Here is a 16820-nt window from a genome sequence, read left to right on the forward strand (position 1 = left end):
TCTCACCCTGTGAAGGAGGGCCGAGATGGCCGAGAAGAACGACGAGCTGCGGCAGTTCGTGGTGACCCCGCTGCAGACCAACTGCTACGCGTACGTGAGCGCGGGGGAGTGCCTCGTGGTGGACCCCGGAGGATCCGGCGCGGCCGTGGCCGAGCACCTGAGCGACGTCCGTGTGACCTGCGTGGCTGCCACGCACGGCCACGGCGACCACGTCGGCGGCGTGGCCGCCCTCGTCCGCGCGACGGGCGCCCCCTTCGCCATCCACGCGGCGGACGCCAAGCTTGCGGCCCGCGCCGGCGAGATGAGCGAGGTCGGCAGGAGCTACGACGAGAACGCCCCGGAGCCGAACGTCCTTCTTGCCGAGGGCGACGTCCTCTCCGTGGGGACCGCCACGTTCACCGTCATGGAGACGCCGGGCCACACGCCGGGCGGCGTGGTGCTCGTGGGCGGCGGCACGGCCGAGGGCGTGGCCTTCGTGGGTGATACGCTCTTTCCCGGCAGTCACGGTCGTACGGACTTGGCGGGCGGTGACGAGGGGCAGATCATGGCGTCGCTGCATCGGATGGCGCTGGAGATTCCGCCCGCGACCACGCTGCTCTGCGGTCACGGCCCGGCCACGACGATGGCCCGCGAGCTCGCCCAGAACCCGTTCCTGATGTAGGAGCGCCGCGGGCGTGGCCCCGTCTCGGCGTTCCTTCCTGCCCCCGCACTCTTAGGTGAGCAAATTTCCGCAACTGTCTTGCATGGTTTTCCTAGGTGAGTCGCGTTTGCGCAGCTTGTGAGAGGAACATCTCCTTAGGTGAGCGGCGATGGTTCAAATAATGTGCTCACCTAAGTGGGAGGGCGCCATGCGGGAGGGCACCATGCGGGAGGGCACCATGCGGGAGGGCACCATACCTGTTCATAGGGCGCCCGCGTCTGGGCAGGGCATCCATGTGAGGGGGTGGGCGAGGAAGGTGCCCGAGGCGGGGCTCGAACCCGCACGAGTTTCCCCAACGGTTTTTGAGACCGTCGCGTCTGCCAATTCCGCCACTCGGGCTTGAGGGCGCATGTCGCATGCGAGAAGAACTATACCAGACCGCGCGTTTTTGTCGCCAGCGGGGTATATAGTCAGCGTAGTCGAACATCCCACGAGAGAGAGGAACTCCCATGGCGCTTTCCAACGAGGTCACCACGGTTCTGAACGAGCAGATCAACAAGGAGCTGTACTCCAGCTACCTCTACCTCACCTTCGCCGACTACTATGACGACCGCGGCCTCAAGGGCTTTGCCAACTGGTACGAGATCCAGGCCAAGGAGGAGATGGACCACGCGCTGGCCATCCGCCGCTACCTGCTCGACAACGACTTCAAGCCCACGATGGAGGCCATCGCCAGGCCGGACAAGACCTTCGACAACGACCTCGCGCCCCTCGAGGCGGGCCTCGAGCACGAGGAGTACGTCACGAGCCTCATCCACCACTGCTACGAGGTCGCGCACGCCGAGCACGACGTCCGCACGATGAAGTTCCTCGACTGGTTCGTGGAGGAGCAGGGCGAGGAGGAGACCAACGCCCGCGACATGATCACCAACATGAAGCTCTTCGGCTGCGACCCCAAGGGCCTCTATGACCTCGATCGCGAGTACCAGGCCCGCACCTACGTGCAGTCCGCCTCCCTCAAGCTCTAGTCGATTTGGGGACGGGTTATTCCCGGCAAAGGAAACGGGACAGGCCGCGTGGGAGGCCTGTCCCGTTTCGTCTGCCGGGAATAACCCGTCCCCAAATCCTTATTGTGGAGGTTGTCTGGCGAGAAAAACCCGTTGCCTCGTGACCTCGTGCGTGCTATTCTCCTCTAGTGTGCTTTTTGCGAAGCGGGACTTCGGTCCCCACCTACACGGCGCCTGCGGGCAGCTGTCTGGTCAGACAACGTAGCTTTCTCGTCCCCTCGGGGACGTGTGTCGTCTCCCGGATGCTGCATGGCGTCGGGAGTTTTTTCTATGCGGCGGGAGCCGCAACGAGAGGAAGGTGTGAACGATAGCCAGGAACGACGGTCCTCGCATCAATGAGGAGATCACTTCCCGCACGTGCCGCCTGATTGGCATCGACGGCTCGCAGCTTGGTCTGTTCGGCGTGCGCGACGCTCTGCGCATTGCTCGCGACCAGGGTCTCGACCTCGTCGAGATCGCGCCGAACGCGGAGCCCCCGGTCTGCAAGATGCTCGACTACCGCAAGTTCAAGTACGAGCAGGACCGCAAGGCCAAGGCCGCCCGCAAGAACCAGGCTAGGGTCGAGGTCAAGGAGATGAAGTTCCGCCCCAAGATCGATGTGGGCGACTACGAGACCAAGAAGGGTCACGTCATCCGCTTCCTCAAGAAGGGCGCCCGCGTCAAGATCACGATCATGTTCCGCGGTCGTGAGATGGCCCACCCCGAGCAGGGTCGCATGGTGCTCGATCGCCTCGCCGAGGACCTGAAGGACGTGGCAACGGTCGAGCAGAAGCCTCTCATGGAGGGTCGCAACATGCACATGACGATCGTCCCGATCAAGGGCGCCTTCGAGAAGAAGGCTGATGGGGACGGCGATGTCACCACGGAGAAGGAGAACTAGCATGCCCAAGATGAAGACGCACAAGGGTACGGCCAAGCGCTTCCGCCGCACCGGCTCTGGCAAGATCATGCGCGCCAAGGCGTTCAAGAGCCACATCCTGACCAAGAAGTCGCCCAAGCGCATCCGTGGCTTCCGCCAGGAGACCGTCATCTCCCCCGCGGACGTCAAGACCGTCTCCCAGCGCATGGGTTCCAACTAGGCGCGCGAGCGTCCTCGATTCAGTCTCACCAAGGAGTTGATCAGATATGGCACGAGTCAAGCGCGCCGTCGCCGGCCGTAAGAAGCGTCAGACGCTCGTCGAGCGCACCAAGGGCTACTACGGAGTCCGCTCCCGCACCTTCCGTGGCATGAAGGAGCAGGCCCAGCACTCCGGCCAGTACGCCTACCGCGATCGTCGCAACAAGAAGCGCGAGTTCCGCGCCCTGTGGATTCAGCGCATCAACGCCGCCGCCCGCATCAATGGCCTGTCCTACAGCAAGCTGATGCACGGCCTCAAGCTCGCCGGCGTCGAGCTCGACCGCAAGGTCCTCGCTGAGATTGCCTACAGCGACGAGCAGACCTTCGCCGACATCGCCGAGGTTGCCAAGAAGGCCCTCGCTGACGCGGAGTAGATGAGACAGGGGGACCGTCCCCTCGTATCATGCGCGCCCCGGGTTTCTCGCCCGGGGCGCTTTTTTGGCTGATTGGTTCGTGTCGTGCCACCCGCATAACCTTTACGACATGACATCCGACCTGCTCGGGGCCTACGATTTTGCGGTCAGACGAGAAGGACTGAAGAAGGGGGTCCCATGGGCGAGCGATCACGGACGGCGGTTCGGACGGTGCTGTGGGTGGCATGGGGGCTGGCGCTCCTGCTGCTGCCGGCGCTGCTTCAGTCGTATCAGTACAACGCGCAGCTGTCTCCCGGCCGGGATGACTCTGCGATGCCGCTGAGCTACTTCTTCTGGACGTCGGCCATCCCCCTTTCCGTCGTGACGGCCGCGCTTGCGTGGGCGCTTCGCGACCGCCTGGGGCGGCGGAGGCGCGCTCTGACGGGCGCGGGCATCGTGGTCCTTCTCGCGTACCTGGCCGCTGCGGCGGCGTACTACCTGTGGTTCCCCTGGGAGATGGGCGGCCTCGTGCGCGCCCTCGGCTGGGCCGAGCGCATCCTGCGCTGGGGGTCGTGGGCCCTCTGGGGCATGGCGCTCCCCGTGTGGGTGCTTCGTGCCGCGGTGTCCTCCGCGGCCCCGGCCTCCCTGCTCGACGGGATCCGCGGCGCAGACGCCCTCAGCGAGCGCGAGCGCGCGATTGCCGAGGCGCTCGCCACGGGCAGCACCGTCGCGCAGGTGGCGGCAGCGCTGGGACTGAGCTCGTCCACCGTGATGACATATCGCTCGCGCGCGTGCGAGAAGCTCGGCGTGACCTCGCTCGACGAGCTGCGCCCGGCCGTGCGGGGCGCAGCCGCCGCGCCCGCGGCCTTTGACGTGACGTCTCCTGGCGCGCCCGCGCTCATGGTCATGACGCTCTGCGTCGGTCTCGTCGTGCGGCTCCTCGCCCGCGTGACGCTTTCGAGCGGCAGCTCCATGGACCAGGCGCTTGGGCTCCTCCGTGTCCCCGTCGCCCTAGCGTTCCCCTGGCTCGTGCTTCTCGCCTACGCGCGTCTGCGCGGCATGCGCGTTCGCCCGCGCTGGGTCACGATGCGACTCGGTCTTGTCCTTCTTGCGCTCGCCCTCTTCGGGCTGCTCGCCGGCGGCGGAGGGTACGGGCTCGAGATTCAGATGCCCGGCGGATCCATCAGCCTCAACGCGCTCGGCATCATCGGCAATGCCTGCGCGGTGGCGGCGCTGGCGCCGTACCTCCTCTGGCCGCGCGAGCGCGTGACCACGACCCTCGACGAGGAGCGCTGCGTGCTCTACCTGCGCGGTCGCGGGGCGGGGGAGCTTCAGGCCCATGTGCTCACGCAGATCGCGCTCGGGCGCAGCGCGCCCGAGATCTGCGAGTCGCTCCATGTGGCGCGCGGGACCGTGAACGCCTATCGCGCGCAGGGCTACGAGCTGCTCGGGGTGCACAGCAGCCGCGAGCTCACCGACCTGCTGGCCCGCGACGTGGGGAGGGTGCCATCCGCCGGCAAAACGCGACCGTCCGCGGATGACTCCGTCACGACTGAGTAAGCCGCCGCATGAAGGGAAGAAGAGCAGTAACAAAGAACATCGTCGCTACCCACAAAGCGACCGTCAGAGGAGGCGAGTCCAGTGAACACAGAAGATATAGCAGGGTTTGGACCCGCCTTCCGCGTGACCGAGACCCGTTAGACACCGGGCGAGCGCACTCGCCGACATTCTCCGACATCAGCATCGGATTTGGGTCGTTGAAAGAAGCGTCTGGAGCGGGTCCAAGCATTGAATTGCCTTGTCAGCCCACCAACTCCTGAGACAGGTGATTCCACCCTAATACGTAATGAGGCGGGGCGGCGCAATGGGGCGCCGCCCCTGTTTCTGTGTCGGTGAAACGCGCCACGCACGACTGCGGCGGATATCGTTACGGGGGGCGCCTGCCGGCACTCATGAGTGCCGGCAAGGAGTGTCGGCCGAACCCGCTGGCGATGGGCAGGAGTGTCGGCTTCTTCTCGGACTTTATCGAGAAGTGCCGGCTCCAACCGGTCGTCGGGCCGGCACTCATGAGTGCCGGCAGGGGGAGGACAAAAGGGGCCGTCGCCAATCGTGGCGACGGCCCCGTGACGTGCCGAGAAGAACGTTCTTCTCGCCTAGTCCTTCTTGATCCAGCTGAACATGGAGCGGATCTTCTCGCCGGTCTTCTCGATCGGGTGGGAGTTGATCTCCTCACGCTTCTCGAGCAGCCACTTGTGGTCGTTGTTGCAGTCGTCGACGAACTCCTGCGCGAAGGAGCCGTCCTGGATGCGGGCGAGGATGCGCTTCATGGCCTCGCGGGACTCAGCGTTGATGACCTGCGGGCCGGCGTAGTACTCGCCGTACTCGGCGGTGTTGGAGATCGAGTAGTTCATGAAGTGGATGCCGGACTCGTACATGAGGTCGACGATCATCTTCATCTCGTGGTAGACCTCGAAGTAGGCCAGCTCCTCGGGGTAGCCCGCCTCGGTCAGGGTCTCGAAGCCGGCCTTCACGAGCTCGACGAGGCCGCCGCAGAGCACCGCCTGCTCACCGAAGAGGTCCTCCTCGGTCTCCTCCTTGAAGGTGGCTTTGATGATGCCGGAGCGGGCGCCGCCGACGCCCCAGCAGTAGGAGAGGACGATGTCCCAGGCGTCGCCGGTGGCGTCCTGGTAGACGCAGGCGAGGTCGGGCACGCCGGAGCCCTCGGTGTACTGGCGGCGCACGATGTGGCCCGGGCCCTTGGGGGCGCACATGATGACGTTGACGTCCTCGGGGGCCTTGATGTAGCCGTAGTGGATGTTGAAGCCGTGGGCAAAGGCGAGGGTGTCGCCGGCCTTGAGGTGCGGCGCGACGTGCTCCTCGTAGACCTTGGGCTGGGTCTCGTCGGGGACGAGCATCATGATGACGTCGGCCTCCTCCGCCGCGTCGTCCATGCTCATGACCTTGAGGCCGGCCTCCTGGGCGGCCTGGGCGGACTTGGAGCCCTCGCGCAGGCCAACGCGGACGTCAACGCCGGAGTCCAGGAGGTTCAGCGCGTGGGCGTGGCCCTGGGAGCCGTAGCCGATGATGGCGACCTTCTTGCCCTGGATGACGCTCGGGTCCACGTCCTTCTCGTAATAGATGTCGACGGCCATGTTCTTCTCCTTTGCTGTGATGAGACAATGGGGACAGGTTCATTTGTCTCATCACGCACGTTCTCGTGACGGTACGTTCCTATGTGAGATGAGACAAATGAACCTGTCCCCATTGTCTCATGTGACACCTTGCCTACTGCGCGCCGCGGGACATCGCTATCTTGCCGGTGCGCGTGAGCTGCTTGATGCCGTAGCTGCGGAAGAGGTCCTCCATCGCGTCGAGCTTGCTCGCGGTGCCGGTGGCCTCGATCGTGAGCGTGTTCCTGCCCACGTCCACCACCTTGGCGCGGAAGACGTTGGCGATCTCGATGACCTCGTGACGGCGCTCGGGAGCTGCCTGGACCTTGAAGAGCACGAGCTCGCGCTCGACGGCCTCCTCGTAGGTGAGGTCGGAGATCTTGTAGACCGAGACGAGCTTGTGCAGCTGCTTGGTGATCTGCTCGAAGCCGACCTCGTCCGCCTCCACGATGATGGTCATGCGCGAGAGGCTCTCGTCCTCGGTGGGGGCCACGGTGAGCGACTCGATGTTGAAGCCGCGGCGGCTGATGAGGCCCGTCACGCGGGAGAGCACGCCCGGCTTGTTCTCAACGAGAACGGAAAGCAGGTAGTTCATCACTCATCAACTCCTTCGTGGGACGGCTTGACGCGCGGGCGGCCCGCCTCGCCGAAGCCCTTCTCGCTGACGCGCACGCCGCCGAGCGTGACGTCAAGGGCGCCGATGATGTCGTCGATCGGGGCGCCGGGCGCGACCATCGGGTAGACGGTCTGCTGGGCGGGGATCATCACGTCGAGCAGGTAGGGCTCGTCGGAGGCGAGCATCTCGTCGAGGGCGGCGTCGATCTCCTCGGGCTTCTCGATGCGGCGGGCGCGCCAGCCGTAGGCGTCGGCGAGCTTGACGAAGTCGGGGTTGTCGGCGAGTTCGGTGAACGAGAAGCGGTCGTTGTAGAAGAGGTGCTGCCACTGGTGGACCATGCCGAGCGCGCGGTTGTCGATGATGAGGACCTTGACCGGCACGTTGTTGATCTTCGCCGTGGCCATCTCCTGGCTGTTCATCTGGAAGGAGCCGTCGCCCGCGATGCAGACGACCTCCTCGTCGGGGCAGCCGATCTTGGCGCCGATGGCGGCGGGGAAGCCAAAGCCCATCGTGCCGAGGCCGCCGGAGGAGATGAAGGTGCGCGCGTGCTCGCGGTGGATGTTCTGAAGCGCCCACATCTGGTGCTGGCCCACCTCCGTGGTCACGATGGAGGCGTGCGGGTCGAGCTTGTCGGAGAGCGTCTCGAGAAGGACCTCGGGCGCGATCTTGCCCTCGTAGTCGGCGAAGTCCGGGGTGTAGAACGGCCAGCGCTCGCGCCAGCTGAAGACCTCGTCGCGCCATGCCTCGCACGCGGGCTGCGCGCCCATCTTCTCCAGGCGCTCGTTCACGGCGGCGAGGACCACCTTGACGTCGCCGACGATGGGGACGTTGGGGTTGATGATCTTGCCGATCTCGGCGGGGTCGATGTCGATGTGGATGATCTTGGCGTGCGGCGCGAACTCGGAGACCTTGCCGGTCACGCGGTCCGAGAAGCGCGCGCCGCAGGCGATGATGAGGTCGGACTCGGTGACGGCCATGTTGGCGTACTTGGAGCCGTGCATGCCCACGGGGCCGAGGTTGAGCGGGTTGGAGCAGGGGATGGCCGCCTTGCCCATGAGGGTGGTGACCACGGGGATCTGCATGCGCTCGGCGAGCTCGACGAGCTCGGGGCAGGCATGCGACGCCACGATGCCGCCGCCGGCCATGATGAGGGGGCGCTTGGCGCCGCAGATGAGCTCGGCGGCCTGCTTGACCTGCTTGGCGTTGCCCTTGTAGGTGGGGCGGTAGCTCGGGATGCTCACGGTGTCCGGGTAGTGGAAGACCATCTCGGAGCCGGAGAGGTCGCTCGGGATGTCAATGAGGACGGGGCCCGGCCGTCCGGTCGAGGCGATGTAGAAGGCCTCGCGGAAGGTCTTGGTGAGCTCGTCGGTGGACTGCAGCAGGAAGCTGTGCTTGACGATGGGCATGGTGATGCCCACGATGTCGGACTCCTGGAAGGCGTCCGTGCCGATGACGCCGCGCGTGACCTGGCCCGTGATGACGACGAGCGGGACGGAGTCCATGTAGGCGGTGGCGATGCCCGTGACGGTGTTGGTGGCGCCGGGGCCGGAGGTGACGAGCACCACGCCCACCTTGCCCGTGGCGCGGGCGTAGCCGTCCGCCATGTGCGTGGCGCCCTGCTCGTGGCGGGCGAGCACGTGGTGGATCTTCTTGGAGTCGTAGAGGGCGTCGTAGATCTTGATGGCCTGGCCGCCGGGGTAGCCGAAGATGGTGTCCACGCCCTCGGCCTCGAGGCTGGCGATGATGGCCTGCGCCCCGGTCATGGTCTTGCCCTCGTGCTTCGTCTTGCTTCCGGGCCCGAACGGGCGCCCCTCGATGGCGCGCTGCCGCCGGGCGATCTTCTCCTCGGTGGTGATCATGAGAGGTAGGCCCCCTTGTCTGCGCTCGTGACCAGCTTTGCGTAACGGGAGAGGACTCCCGTGGTGTACTTGGGCGCGGGCGGCTGCCACGCGGCGCGTCGCTCGGCGAGAACCTCCTCGGGGACGCGCAGCTCGAGCGTGCCCGCCTGGATGTCGATGTCGATGACGTCGCCCTCCTCGACGAGCGCGATCGGGCCGCCGGCGGCAGCCTCGGGGGAGACGTGGCCGATGCACGGGCCCTTGGAGGCGCCGGAGAAGCGCCCGTCGGTGATGAGGGCCACGGAGCTCGCGAGGCCCATGCCGCAGATGGCGGAGGTGGGGGTGAGCATCTCGCGCATGCCGGGGCCGCCCGAGGGGCCCTCGTATCGGATGACCACCACGTCGCCCGGGTTTATCGCCCCGCCGAAGATGGCCTTGCAGGCCTCCTCCTCGGAGTCGAAGACGCGCGCGGGGCCGCTGTGCCGCCACATGCCCGGGTCCACGGCGCTCTTCTTGACGACGCCGCAGTCAGGGGCGAGGTTGCCGCGCATGACCTTGAGGCCGCCGTCGGGGGAGTAGGCGTCGTCCACGCTGCGGACGACCTCGCCGTCAACGGGCGGGCAGGCCGCCACCCACTCGGCCATGGTGCCGTGGCAGGTGAGGGCGTCCATCGCGAGGTGCCCCGTGCGGCCGAGCTCGCCGATGATGGCGGAGACGCCGCCCACGTCGTTGAGGTCCTGGATGTGGAGCGGGCCTGCCGGCGCGATGCGCACGATGTTGGGCGTCTCGGCGCTGGCGCGGTCCCAGTCGTCCATCGTGACGGGGCAGCCGGCGGCCTGGGCGATGGCCGTGAGGTGGAGCATCGTGTTGGTGGAGCCGCCGAAGGCCATGTCGAGCACCATGCCGTTGTGGATGGCGGCGGAGGTGATGATCTGGCGGGCCGTCACGTTCTTCTCGACCAGCTCCATGACCTTCATGCCGGCCTGCTTGGCGAGGCGGATGCGCTCCGAGTAGACGGCGGGCACGGTGCCGTTGCCGGGAAGCGCGATGCCGAGGGCCTCGGCGAGGCAGCAGATGGAGTTGGCGGTGAACATGCCGGAGCAGCTGCCGCAGGTGGGGCAGGCCGTGCCCTCGAGCCAGTGGCACTCCTCCTCGGTCATGGTGCCAGCGGTGACCTGGCCCACGGCGTCGAAGAGGGAGTTGAGGTCGGTCTGGCTGCCGTCGCGCCCGCGGCCGGCGAGCATGGGGCCGCCGGAGACGAGCATCGTCGGGATGTCGAGGCGCGCCGCGGCGATGAGCATGCCGGGGACGATCTTGTCGCAGCTGGGGATGAGGACCATCGCGTCGAACTGGTGGCCCTGGACCGCGCACTCCACGCTGTCCGCGATGACCTCGCGGCTGGTGAGGCTGTAGTGCATGCCCTCGTGGTTCATGGCGATGCCGTCGCACACGCCGATGGTGTTGACCTGCAGCGGGGTGCCGCCCGCCATGCGAACGCCCGCCTTGACGGCGTCGGCGATCTGCTGGAGGTGAAGATGTCCCGGGATGACCTCGTTCTGGGCGGAGACCACGGCCACGAGCGGCCGGTCGAGCTCCTCGTCGGTGAGACCGTCGGCCTTAAGCAGGCTCCGGTGCGGTGCGCGCGCCAGGCCCCGCTTAATCGCGTCGCTTCTCAGTTCCACGTTCCTCCTCGCTTTCATCTCGCGCGTCTTTGCGTCTGGCGAGAAATGCGAGGCGTGGCCTCGAAGCCGTCACGGTGGCCGCCGGCGCGCGGTACTTCTCGGCGAGGCGTCGGGGTTGGCCCGGCGTCCGCGCGGAGGTTCTCGCGAGCTGCTCGAGGGAGTCTTCGGGGCCGTCCGGCGCGGGTTCTCACGCTGCCCGCTCGCTGTGGGACGGATGCGGCCCGTACTGGCCCTGTCGTCGCATTTACTCGTAGGGTGCACTCTACGCGGCGCGTGTTTCCGACGAGTAATCGCCCGTGGACGGTCATGTTTCGCCCGCGAGCGGTGAGACAAAGGGGACAGGTTCATTTGTCTCATTGTCCCGTGACTATCGCCCTGCCGTATGGGGTATCAGGAATGCCACCTTTGGGGGAGGGGGGCGCAGTGCGGGTACCGAGGCGGGTGTCTTGTTCGGGCTACTATCACGTGGTGGTCAAGGGGGACGGTAGGCAGGCGATATTCGAGGACGATGCCGACAGGCGGACATTTCTCCGTCTTGCCGAACGGTGTTTTGCCGAGGCCGGCATTTCCGTCATAGCGTGGTGCCTCATGGAGAATTACGTGCATCTTGTGCTGAGGGACGATGCCGACGGGCTCAGCGCTGCGATGCACCGCCTGGAGACCGCGTACGCTCGACACTACAACGACCGGTCGGGGCGCGTGGGCCACCTCTTTCGCGAGCGCTTCATGAGCTCGCCCATTGAGAGCGACGCCTACCTTCTCGAGGCGGTTCGCTATGTTCACAACAATCCCGAGAAGGCCGGCGTCTGCAGGGCAGAAGAGTATCCCTGGAGCAGCTACCGCGCGTATGCAACGCCGGGCTCCGCCTGCGGGCTGACCGTAGACACCTCGGTCGTCCTCGAAATGCTGGGAGGCGAGAAGAACTTCGTCGAGTTCGCCGCGGAGCGGGGCCCGCGGGCGTATCGGCCGCCTTCGGGCAAGCGTCTCGACGAGTCGGAGGCTCGTGACGTAGCGGAGCAGGTTCTCGGGGGCACCGCCCTCGCCGAGGTGAAGGCCCTGCCTGTCGGGCGCCGCAACCAGCTTCTGAGAGACCTGCGTGCGGCAGGGCTATCAGTCCGTCAGGTGGAGCGCCTGACGGGGGTCGGGAGGAACATCGTCGCCCGGGCATGAGCGGACGGGGCGTGCCCCGCATGCCCGCTTGAAATAAAACATCGAATGAGACAGAATAACCTGTCCCCTTTGTCTCACAGCGAGGTCTGGACGAGGGCGGGGGTGAGGCCGGCGGCCTCGAGGGCCCCCACGATCTGGTGCTTGTGGTCGGTGCCGAAGGCCTCGATCGTGACGCGCAGCTCAACGGCGGCGTTACGGTTGGTGGAGACGAACTGGTTGTGCTCGAGCTTGATGACGTTGCCGTTCTGCTCGGCGATGACCTGCGCCACGCGCACGAGCATGCCCGGGCGGTCGGGCAGCAGCACGCTCACGGTGAAGATGCGGTCGCGCATGATGAGGCCGTGCTGCACCACCGAGCTCATCGTGATGACGTCCATGTTACCGCCGGAGAGGATGGAGACCACGCGCTTGTTCTCTGCGGGCAGGTGCTTGAGCGCCGCCACGGTGAGAAGGCCGGAGTTCTCCACGATCATCTTGTGGTTCTCGACCATGTCAAGGAAGGCCACCACGAGCTCGTCGTCCGGTACGGTCATGACGTCGTCGAGGTTGTCGCGAAGGTACGGGAAGACCTTGTCGCCCACCTCGAGCACCGCGGTGCCGTCGGCGATGGTGTTGGCGGAGGGCAGGCGCACGGGATGTCCGGCCTCCAGGGCGGCGGTCAGCGACGGCGCGCCGGCCGGCTCCACGCCGATCACGCGGATCTTGGGGTTGTAGAGCTTGGCGAAGGTCGCCACGCCGCATGCCAGGCCGCCCCCGCCCACCGGCACGAGGATCGTGTCAACGAGCGGCAGCTCCTGCACGACCTCCATGGCAATGGTTCCCTGGCCGGTGGAGACGCACGGGTCGTTGAACGGGTGGATGAAGGTGTAGCCCTCGCGCTCCGCCAGCTCGAGGGCATGATCGCACGCCTCGTCGTAGACGTCGCCGTGCAGCACCACCTCGGCGCCGTAGTGCTTGGTGCGCTCAACCTTGATGAGCGGCGTGGTCTCGGGCATCACCACGACGGAGCGGGCCCCGGCGCGCGTGGCGGCAAAGGCCACGCCCTGCGCGTGGTTGCCGGCGCTTGCCGTGATGATTCCGCGACCCAGCTCCTCGGGCGAGAGCGTGGAGATCTTGTAGTACGCGCCACGTACCTTGTAGGCGCCGGTGCGCTGGAGGTTCTCGGGCTTGAGCCACACGCGGTTGCCCGTGCTCGCGGAGAAGTGCGGGCTCTCCACGAGCTTGGTCTCGAGCGTGACCTCGCGGACCTTCTCGGACGCCTCCTCAAATGCCTCCAGCGTAAGCATCTCTGCCATGGCGGGCTCCTTTGCTAGTTGGTGACGGCGCGCGGTCTGGCGCGCCGGGGACGTTTTTGTCTGCCTATAGTAGTCCTCGCCGGTGCGAGCTTGGGCCGGCACGCCGAAAGGGGGCACACAATGGAAACCAACGAGACAGGCGTCGCGGACGAGAAGGACCTCGCCGCGCCTCTCTTCCAGATTCACGACGCGAGCGTGGTACGGGGTGGAAAGACCATCCTGCACGTGGGGGACTTCTCCCTCGCGGAGGGCGAGCACGTGGCGCTTCTTGGCCCCAACGGCGCCGGCAAGTCGACCTTCATACAGCTACTCACGCGCGAGGTCTTTCCCCTGTGGCGAGACGAGCCTCCCGTGCGCTTTCGCGGACAGGAGCGCCCGCAGCTTGCCGACATCAAGCGCACCCTGGGCATCGTGAGCTCCACGATGCACGACCAGGTGCGCGTGCACCTTCCCGTGATCGACATCGTCACCGGCGGCCTCTTCGGCACGCTCGGCGTGCCGCTGCGCGGCGAGGTGGGCGAGAAGGACCGCGCGCTCGCCACCGACGCCCTCGAGCGGCTCGGCATCGCCGAGCTCGCGCAGCGCGACGTGATGACGCTCTCCACCGGGCAGGTGCGTCGCGTGCTCGTGGCGCGCGAGCTCGTGCGCGACCCCCAGGTCCTCATCTTCGACGAGCCGTGCACGGGCCTCGACCCCGAGGGCATGTACCACGTGCGCAAGACCATGGGGACGCTCGCGGCGGAGGGGCGCTCGGTGGTGCTCGTGACGCACTACCCCGAGGACATCATCCCCGCGATCGGGCGCGTGCTTCTCATCAAGGACGCCGAGGTCTTCGCGGACGGCCCCAAGGCCGAGCTTCTCACGAGCGGAGTCATGAGCGAGCTCTTCGACGTGCCCCTCATGGTGGGGGAGTCGTGCGGCTGGTACTCGCTGCGCGGCGAGTACGGGGAGTAGCGCGCCCTTCTCGATCGCCCTGCGCTCGAGCATGCCCGGGCGCACGGTTCTTCTCGCCAGAGGGTCCGGTTCGTGCGCCGGGGCATGCTCGCTCGTGACGTCGCACAAAAAAGGCGGGCACCCGTACCGGGCACCCGCCTGACGTTTCCTGGTGGAGACGAGGGGATTCGAACCCCCGGCCTCTGCCTTGCGAAGGCAGCGCTCTCCCAGCTGAGCTACGTCCCCAGGCGCATTGCGCGTTGGCTATTGTGGCAGGGCGCACCGACGATGTCAAGCGCCAATCGGGAATTGCCCCTCAGGGGGCTCCTGCCTTGCCGCGCCGCCGCCGGGCGAGAAGGACGTCGCCTCGGCACAAAGACGCCCCCTGCGGCGAATAATGAACCCACCTCTCAGAAGGTGGGTGTCCCCATCGCGCGTTCCGGCTTTCCCATCAACGGGGAATACCCGTACTGAACACGAGATATCGGACTCCCTCGTAACGCTTGTCGGTTCACCCAGTTTGACCGCAGGGGGACGACACCACCTACTATAGGGGTTCTTGCGGGGGATACCAGTCTTGACATGGGGCTTCTTCTCGGCAACAGTTAGGGAGAACGTGTGCGTCGCGCGGTTATGCCGCAGCTCAAGCTCCCCTTCAGCTCATATGCGACCCGTTTCCGCTATCATGGCAGGGCAGCTGCTGGGACCGCGTGCCGGGGAGGGGACGAGGTGGATTCAGACCTGATGCCATATCTGTGCCTACTCGCGGCATCCTTCCTCGTCTCGCTCGCATCGACGCCGCTCGCGCGCCGAATCGCCGTGTGGTGCGGCGCCGTTGACTACCCCAACGCCCGCAGGATCAACAAGAAGCCCATCCCGCGCATGGGGGGCGTCGCCATCTTCCTCGGCATCGTCGCCGCCTTCGTCGTCCAGTACCTGGGGACCACCTTCTGGGGATGGCCCGTGGTGCTCGTGCCGTCTCCGCGCCTCGAGGTCAACTACTGGCTGCTCGTCCTCGCGTTTCTCGTCATCTTCTTCACCGGCCTGCTCGACGACCGCTTCTCGCTCTCGCCGCGCCAGAAGCTCTTCGGCCAGGCGCTCGCCGCCGTCATCGCCGTGGCGGGCGGCCTCGTCATCGGGGACATCTCCAACCCCTTCGTTCCCGGCGGGTTCGTCCACCTGGGGTGGCTCGCCTACCCGGTGACCGTGGTCTACCTCGTGGCCTACACCAACATCATCAACCTCATCGACGGCCTCGACGGCCTCGCCGCCGGCATCTCGGCCATCGCGAGCTTCACCATGTTCGTGCTCTCCGTCTGGGCGGGACGGCTCGACGCCGCCGCGCTCTCCGTTGCCGTGGCGGGCTCGTCGCTCGGCTTCCTCCGCTTCAACTTCCACCCGGCGTCCATCTTCATGGGCGACTCGGGCGCCCTCACGCTCGGCTTCGCCCTCGGGACGGTGTCCCTGCTCTCCGTCACGCGCTTCGCGGGCCTCACCACCATCATCGTGCCGCTCGTGATCGCGGCCGTGCCCATCATCGACACGTTCTCCGCCATCGTGCGGCGCCTACGCGGGCACACGGGCATCGGCCACGCGGACCGCGGGCACATCCACCACCGCCTCATCGACGAGGGCTTCGACCAGCGCCAGGCCGTGCTGCTCATGTACGGGTGGACGGGGCTCATGTGCGTGGGGTCACTCGTGATGACGCAGGTCGAGACCGTGCCGCGCATCGCCATCTTCTGCGTGCTGCTGGTGGTCTCGATGGCCTTCGCCCGCCACCTCCACCTCTTCGAGCCGGTCCTGCTGCATCACTACAACCCCAAGACCGGGGCGGACGAGCTCGTCGCGCCGGGGGATGCCGCCTTCGAGGAGGAGAAGAGGAACCTCCGCCGGCGCAGGGGGGACGACTAGCGTGGCGGGCGAGAAGGACGTCGCCCCGGAGCTCGACGCCGCGGCCTATGACCGCTGCGAGCTCTGCCCGAGGCGCTGCGGCGCCGCGCGCTCGGAGGGCCGTCCCGGGATGTGCGGCATGACCTCGACCCTGACGGTGGCGAGAAGCGCCCTGCACTTCTGGGAGGAGCCGCCCATCTCCGGCGAGGCGGGCTCCGGCGCCATCTTCTTCTCGGGCTGCCCGCTCCGCTGCGTCTTCTGCCAGAACCACGAGATCTCGAGCGGCGGCTTTGGCCTGCCCGTGACGGCGTCGCGCCTCGCGGAGATGATGCTCGAGCTCCAGGCGCAGGGCGCGCTCAACGTCAACCTCGTGACCCCGCTTCACTTTGCCCCGCACGTCCGCGAGGCGGTCCTTCTCGCGCGGGGCGCCGGGCTCGAGGTGCCGGTGGTCTGCAACACGTCCGGCTACGAGCTGCCGGAGGTAGTCCGCGCCCTCGCGGACGTCGTCGACGTCTGGCTCACCGACTTCAAGTACGCGAGCCCCGCGCTTGCGGCCGAGCTCTCCCGCGCCCGGGACTATCCCGAGCTCGCCGCGGCCTCGCTCGCCGTCATGGTCGACGCCGTGCGCGCGGCGGGCGGCCGCTCCTGCGCGCCCGACGGCGCCATGCGGCGCGGCGTGATCGTCCGCCACCTCGTGCTCCCGGAGCACGTCGACGACTCCTGCGCCGTGCTCGACCGCGTCTGGGACATCGCGGGCAACGACGTGGACCTCTCCGTGATGAACCAGTACACGCCCAACGAGGCGTGCCGCCGCGCGGGCGGCGCGCTGGCGCGCGGCGTCACCGACGAGGAGTACGAGCTCGTGCTCTGCCATGCCGACGACCTGGGCTTCGAGAGGATCTGGTGGCAGGAGGGCGGGACGGTCTCGGAGAGCTTCGTGCCCGCCTTCGACGCCACGGGCGTGGAGGGTCCCGAGCTCGGCGCGGCGGGCGGAGCTCCTGGGGTATAAACTGTTGTCACTGCAGGGGCACGACTGACGGAGGTCG

The 16820-nt window shown here is 67.0% G+C and carries 15 protein-coding genes and 2 tRNA genes; 10 read left to right on the top strand and 7 right to left on the bottom strand.

The features are described 5' to 3' along the window. Positions 1-25: 25 nt before the first annotated feature. Positions 26-661, top strand: a complete 636-nt coding sequence (locus E0L17_RS01740) for an MBL fold metallo-hydrolase (protein ID WP_167929570.1) — start codon at positions 26-28, stop codon at positions 659-661. A 296-nt stretch (positions 662-957) separates the two neighbouring features. Here E0L17_RS01740 and E0L17_RS01745 read toward each other — a convergent pair. Next, positions 958-1039, bottom strand: a tRNA-Leu gene (locus E0L17_RS01745). 110 nt (positions 1040-1149) lie between these two features. On the opposite strand from E0L17_RS01745, the gene E0L17_RS01750 reads away from it, so the two are divergent. From E0L17_RS01750 to E0L17_RS01770, 5 genes are all read left to right on the top strand, one after another. Next, on the top strand, positions 1150-1668 hold the full coding sequence (locus tag E0L17_RS01750) for a ferritin (RefSeq protein WP_167929571.1): 519 nt from the start codon (positions 1150-1152) through the stop codon (positions 1666-1668). A gap of 346 nt (positions 1669-2014) precedes the next feature. Continuing rightward, entirely contained in the window at positions 2015-2587 is a 573-nt protein-coding gene (gene infC / locus E0L17_RS01755; RefSeq protein ID WP_075280386.1) for a translation initiation factor IF-3, read from the top strand. 1 nt (position 2588) lies between these two features. After that, positions 2589-2786 (top strand): 50S ribosomal protein L35, encoded by a 198-nt coding sequence (gene rpmI / locus E0L17_RS01760; protein WP_075280385.1) that lies wholly within the window; start codon positions 2589-2591, stop codon positions 2784-2786. 46 nt (positions 2787-2832) lie between these two features. Beyond that, complete coding sequence (rplT, locus tag E0L17_RS01765; protein WP_075280384.1) at positions 2833-3198, top strand: 50S ribosomal protein L20; 366 nt, start codon at positions 2833-2835, stop codon at positions 3196-3198. A 177-nt stretch (positions 3199-3375) separates the two neighbouring features. Further along, entirely contained in the window at positions 3376-4737 is a 1362-nt protein-coding gene (locus tag E0L17_RS01770; protein ID WP_167929572.1) for a LuxR C-terminal-related transcriptional regulator, read from the top strand. A 593-nt stretch (positions 4738-5330) separates the two neighbouring features. Here E0L17_RS01770 and ilvC read toward each other — a convergent pair. The 4 genes from ilvC to ilvD form a co-directional block, all read right to left on the bottom strand. Then, complete coding sequence (ilvC, locus tag E0L17_RS01775; protein WP_167929573.1) at positions 5331-6329, bottom strand: ketol-acid reductoisomerase; 999 nt, start codon at positions 6327-6329, stop codon at positions 5331-5333. Between the two features lie 133 nt (positions 6330-6462). Continuing rightward, entirely contained in the window at positions 6463-6942 is a 480-nt protein-coding gene (gene ilvN, locus E0L17_RS01780; RefSeq protein WP_075280381.1) for an acetolactate synthase small subunit, read from the bottom strand. Then, positions 6942-8822 carry a biosynthetic-type acetolactate synthase large subunit gene (ilvB, locus tag E0L17_RS01785; protein ID WP_167929574.1) on the bottom strand — a complete coding sequence of 627 codons (1881 nt, stop codon included), beginning with the start codon at positions 8820-8822 and terminating at the stop codon, positions 6942-6944. Before ilvB ends, ilvN begins: the two co-directional genes overlap by 1 nt. Beyond that, entirely contained in the window at positions 8819-10483 is a 1665-nt protein-coding gene (gene ilvD, locus E0L17_RS01790; protein WP_167929575.1) for a dihydroxy-acid dehydratase, read from the bottom strand. The genes ilvB and ilvD overlap by 4 nt, the downstream gene beginning before the upstream one ends. A 465-nt stretch (positions 10484-10948) precedes the next feature. Between ilvD and E0L17_RS01795 the strand changes: the two genes are divergently transcribed. After that, entirely contained in the window at positions 10949-11653 is a 705-nt protein-coding gene (locus tag E0L17_RS01795; protein WP_353652928.1) for a transposase, read from the top strand. 74 nt (positions 11654-11727) lie between these two features. Here the strand turns inward: E0L17_RS01795 and ilvA are convergent, their stop codons facing one another. Next, on the bottom strand, positions 11728-12948 hold the full coding sequence (gene ilvA, locus E0L17_RS01800; protein ID WP_167929576.1) for a threonine ammonia-lyase: 1221 nt from the start codon (positions 12946-12948) through the stop codon (positions 11728-11730). Positions 12949-13068: 120 nt separating this feature from the next. Between ilvA and E0L17_RS01805 the strand changes: the two genes are divergently transcribed. Next, positions 13069-13902, top strand: a complete 834-nt coding sequence (locus E0L17_RS01805) for an ABC transporter ATP-binding protein (RefSeq protein WP_167929577.1) — start codon at positions 13069-13071, stop codon at positions 13900-13902. 149 nt (positions 13903-14051) lie between these two features. On the opposite strand, the gene E0L17_RS01810 is transcribed toward E0L17_RS01805, so the two are convergent. Beyond that, positions 14052-14127: transfer RNA gene (locus tag E0L17_RS01810), tRNA-Ala, on the bottom strand. A 498-nt stretch (positions 14128-14625) separates the two neighbouring features. On the opposite strand from E0L17_RS01810, the gene E0L17_RS01815 reads away from it, so the two are divergent. Then, the gene (locus tag E0L17_RS01815) at positions 14626-15795 is read left to right on the top strand and encodes a glycosyltransferase family 4 protein (RefSeq protein WP_206108961.1); all 1170 of its coding nucleotides are present in this window, start codon (positions 14626-14628) and stop codon (positions 15793-15795) included. Between the two features lies 1 nt (position 15796). After that, on the top strand, positions 15797-16783 hold the full coding sequence (locus E0L17_RS01820) for a radical SAM protein (RefSeq protein ID WP_353652929.1): 987 nt from the start codon (positions 15797-15799) through the stop codon (positions 16781-16783). Positions 16784-16820 lie beyond the last annotated feature (37 nt).

This window comes from Olsenella sp. SW781 (assembly GCF_012027725.1).
GTDB lineage: Bacteria > Actinomycetota > Coriobacteriia > Coriobacteriales > Atopobiaceae > Thermophilibacter.

Bases quoted from the DNA above. Each gene is read 5' to 3' on its own strand.
- ilvN (WP_075280381.1), bottom strand. From the start codon at position 6,942: ATGAACTACCTGCTTTCCGTTCTCGTTGAGAACAAGCCGGGCGTGCTC.
- E0L17_RS01805 (WP_167929577.1), top strand. From the start codon at position 13,069: ATGGAAACCAACGAGACAGGCGTCGCGGACGAGAAGGACCTCGCCGCG.
- E0L17_RS01815 (WP_206108961.1), top strand. From the start codon at position 14,626: ATGCCATATCTGTGCCTACTCGCGGCATCCTTCCTCGTCTCGCTCGCA.
- ilvA (WP_167929576.1), bottom strand. From the start codon at position 12,948: ATGGCAGAGATGCTTACGCTGGAGGCATTTGAGGAGGCGTCCGAGAAG.
- E0L17_RS01770 (WP_167929572.1), top strand. From the start codon at position 3,376: ATGGGCGAGCGATCACGGACGGCGGTTCGGACGGTGCTGTGGGTGGCA.
- E0L17_RS01750 (WP_167929571.1), top strand. From the start codon at position 1,150: ATGGCGCTTTCCAACGAGGTCACCACGGTTCTGAACGAGCAGATCAAC.
- E0L17_RS01740 (WP_167929570.1), top strand. From the start codon at position 26: ATGGCCGAGAAGAACGACGAGCTGCGGCAGTTCGTGGTGACCCCGCTG.
- rplT (WP_075280384.1), top strand. From the start codon at position 2,833: ATGGCACGAGTCAAGCGCGCCGTCGCCGGCCGTAAGAAGCGTCAGACG.
- ilvB (WP_167929574.1), bottom strand. From the start codon at position 8,822: ATGATCACCACCGAGGAGAAGATCGCCCGGCGGCAGCGCGCCATCGAG.
- rpmI (WP_075280385.1), top strand. From the start codon at position 2,589: ATGCCCAAGATGAAGACGCACAAGGGTACGGCCAAGCGCTTCCGCCGC.
- ilvC (WP_167929573.1), bottom strand. From the start codon at position 6,329: ATGGCCGTCGACATCTATTACGAGAAGGACGTGGACCCGAGCGTCATC.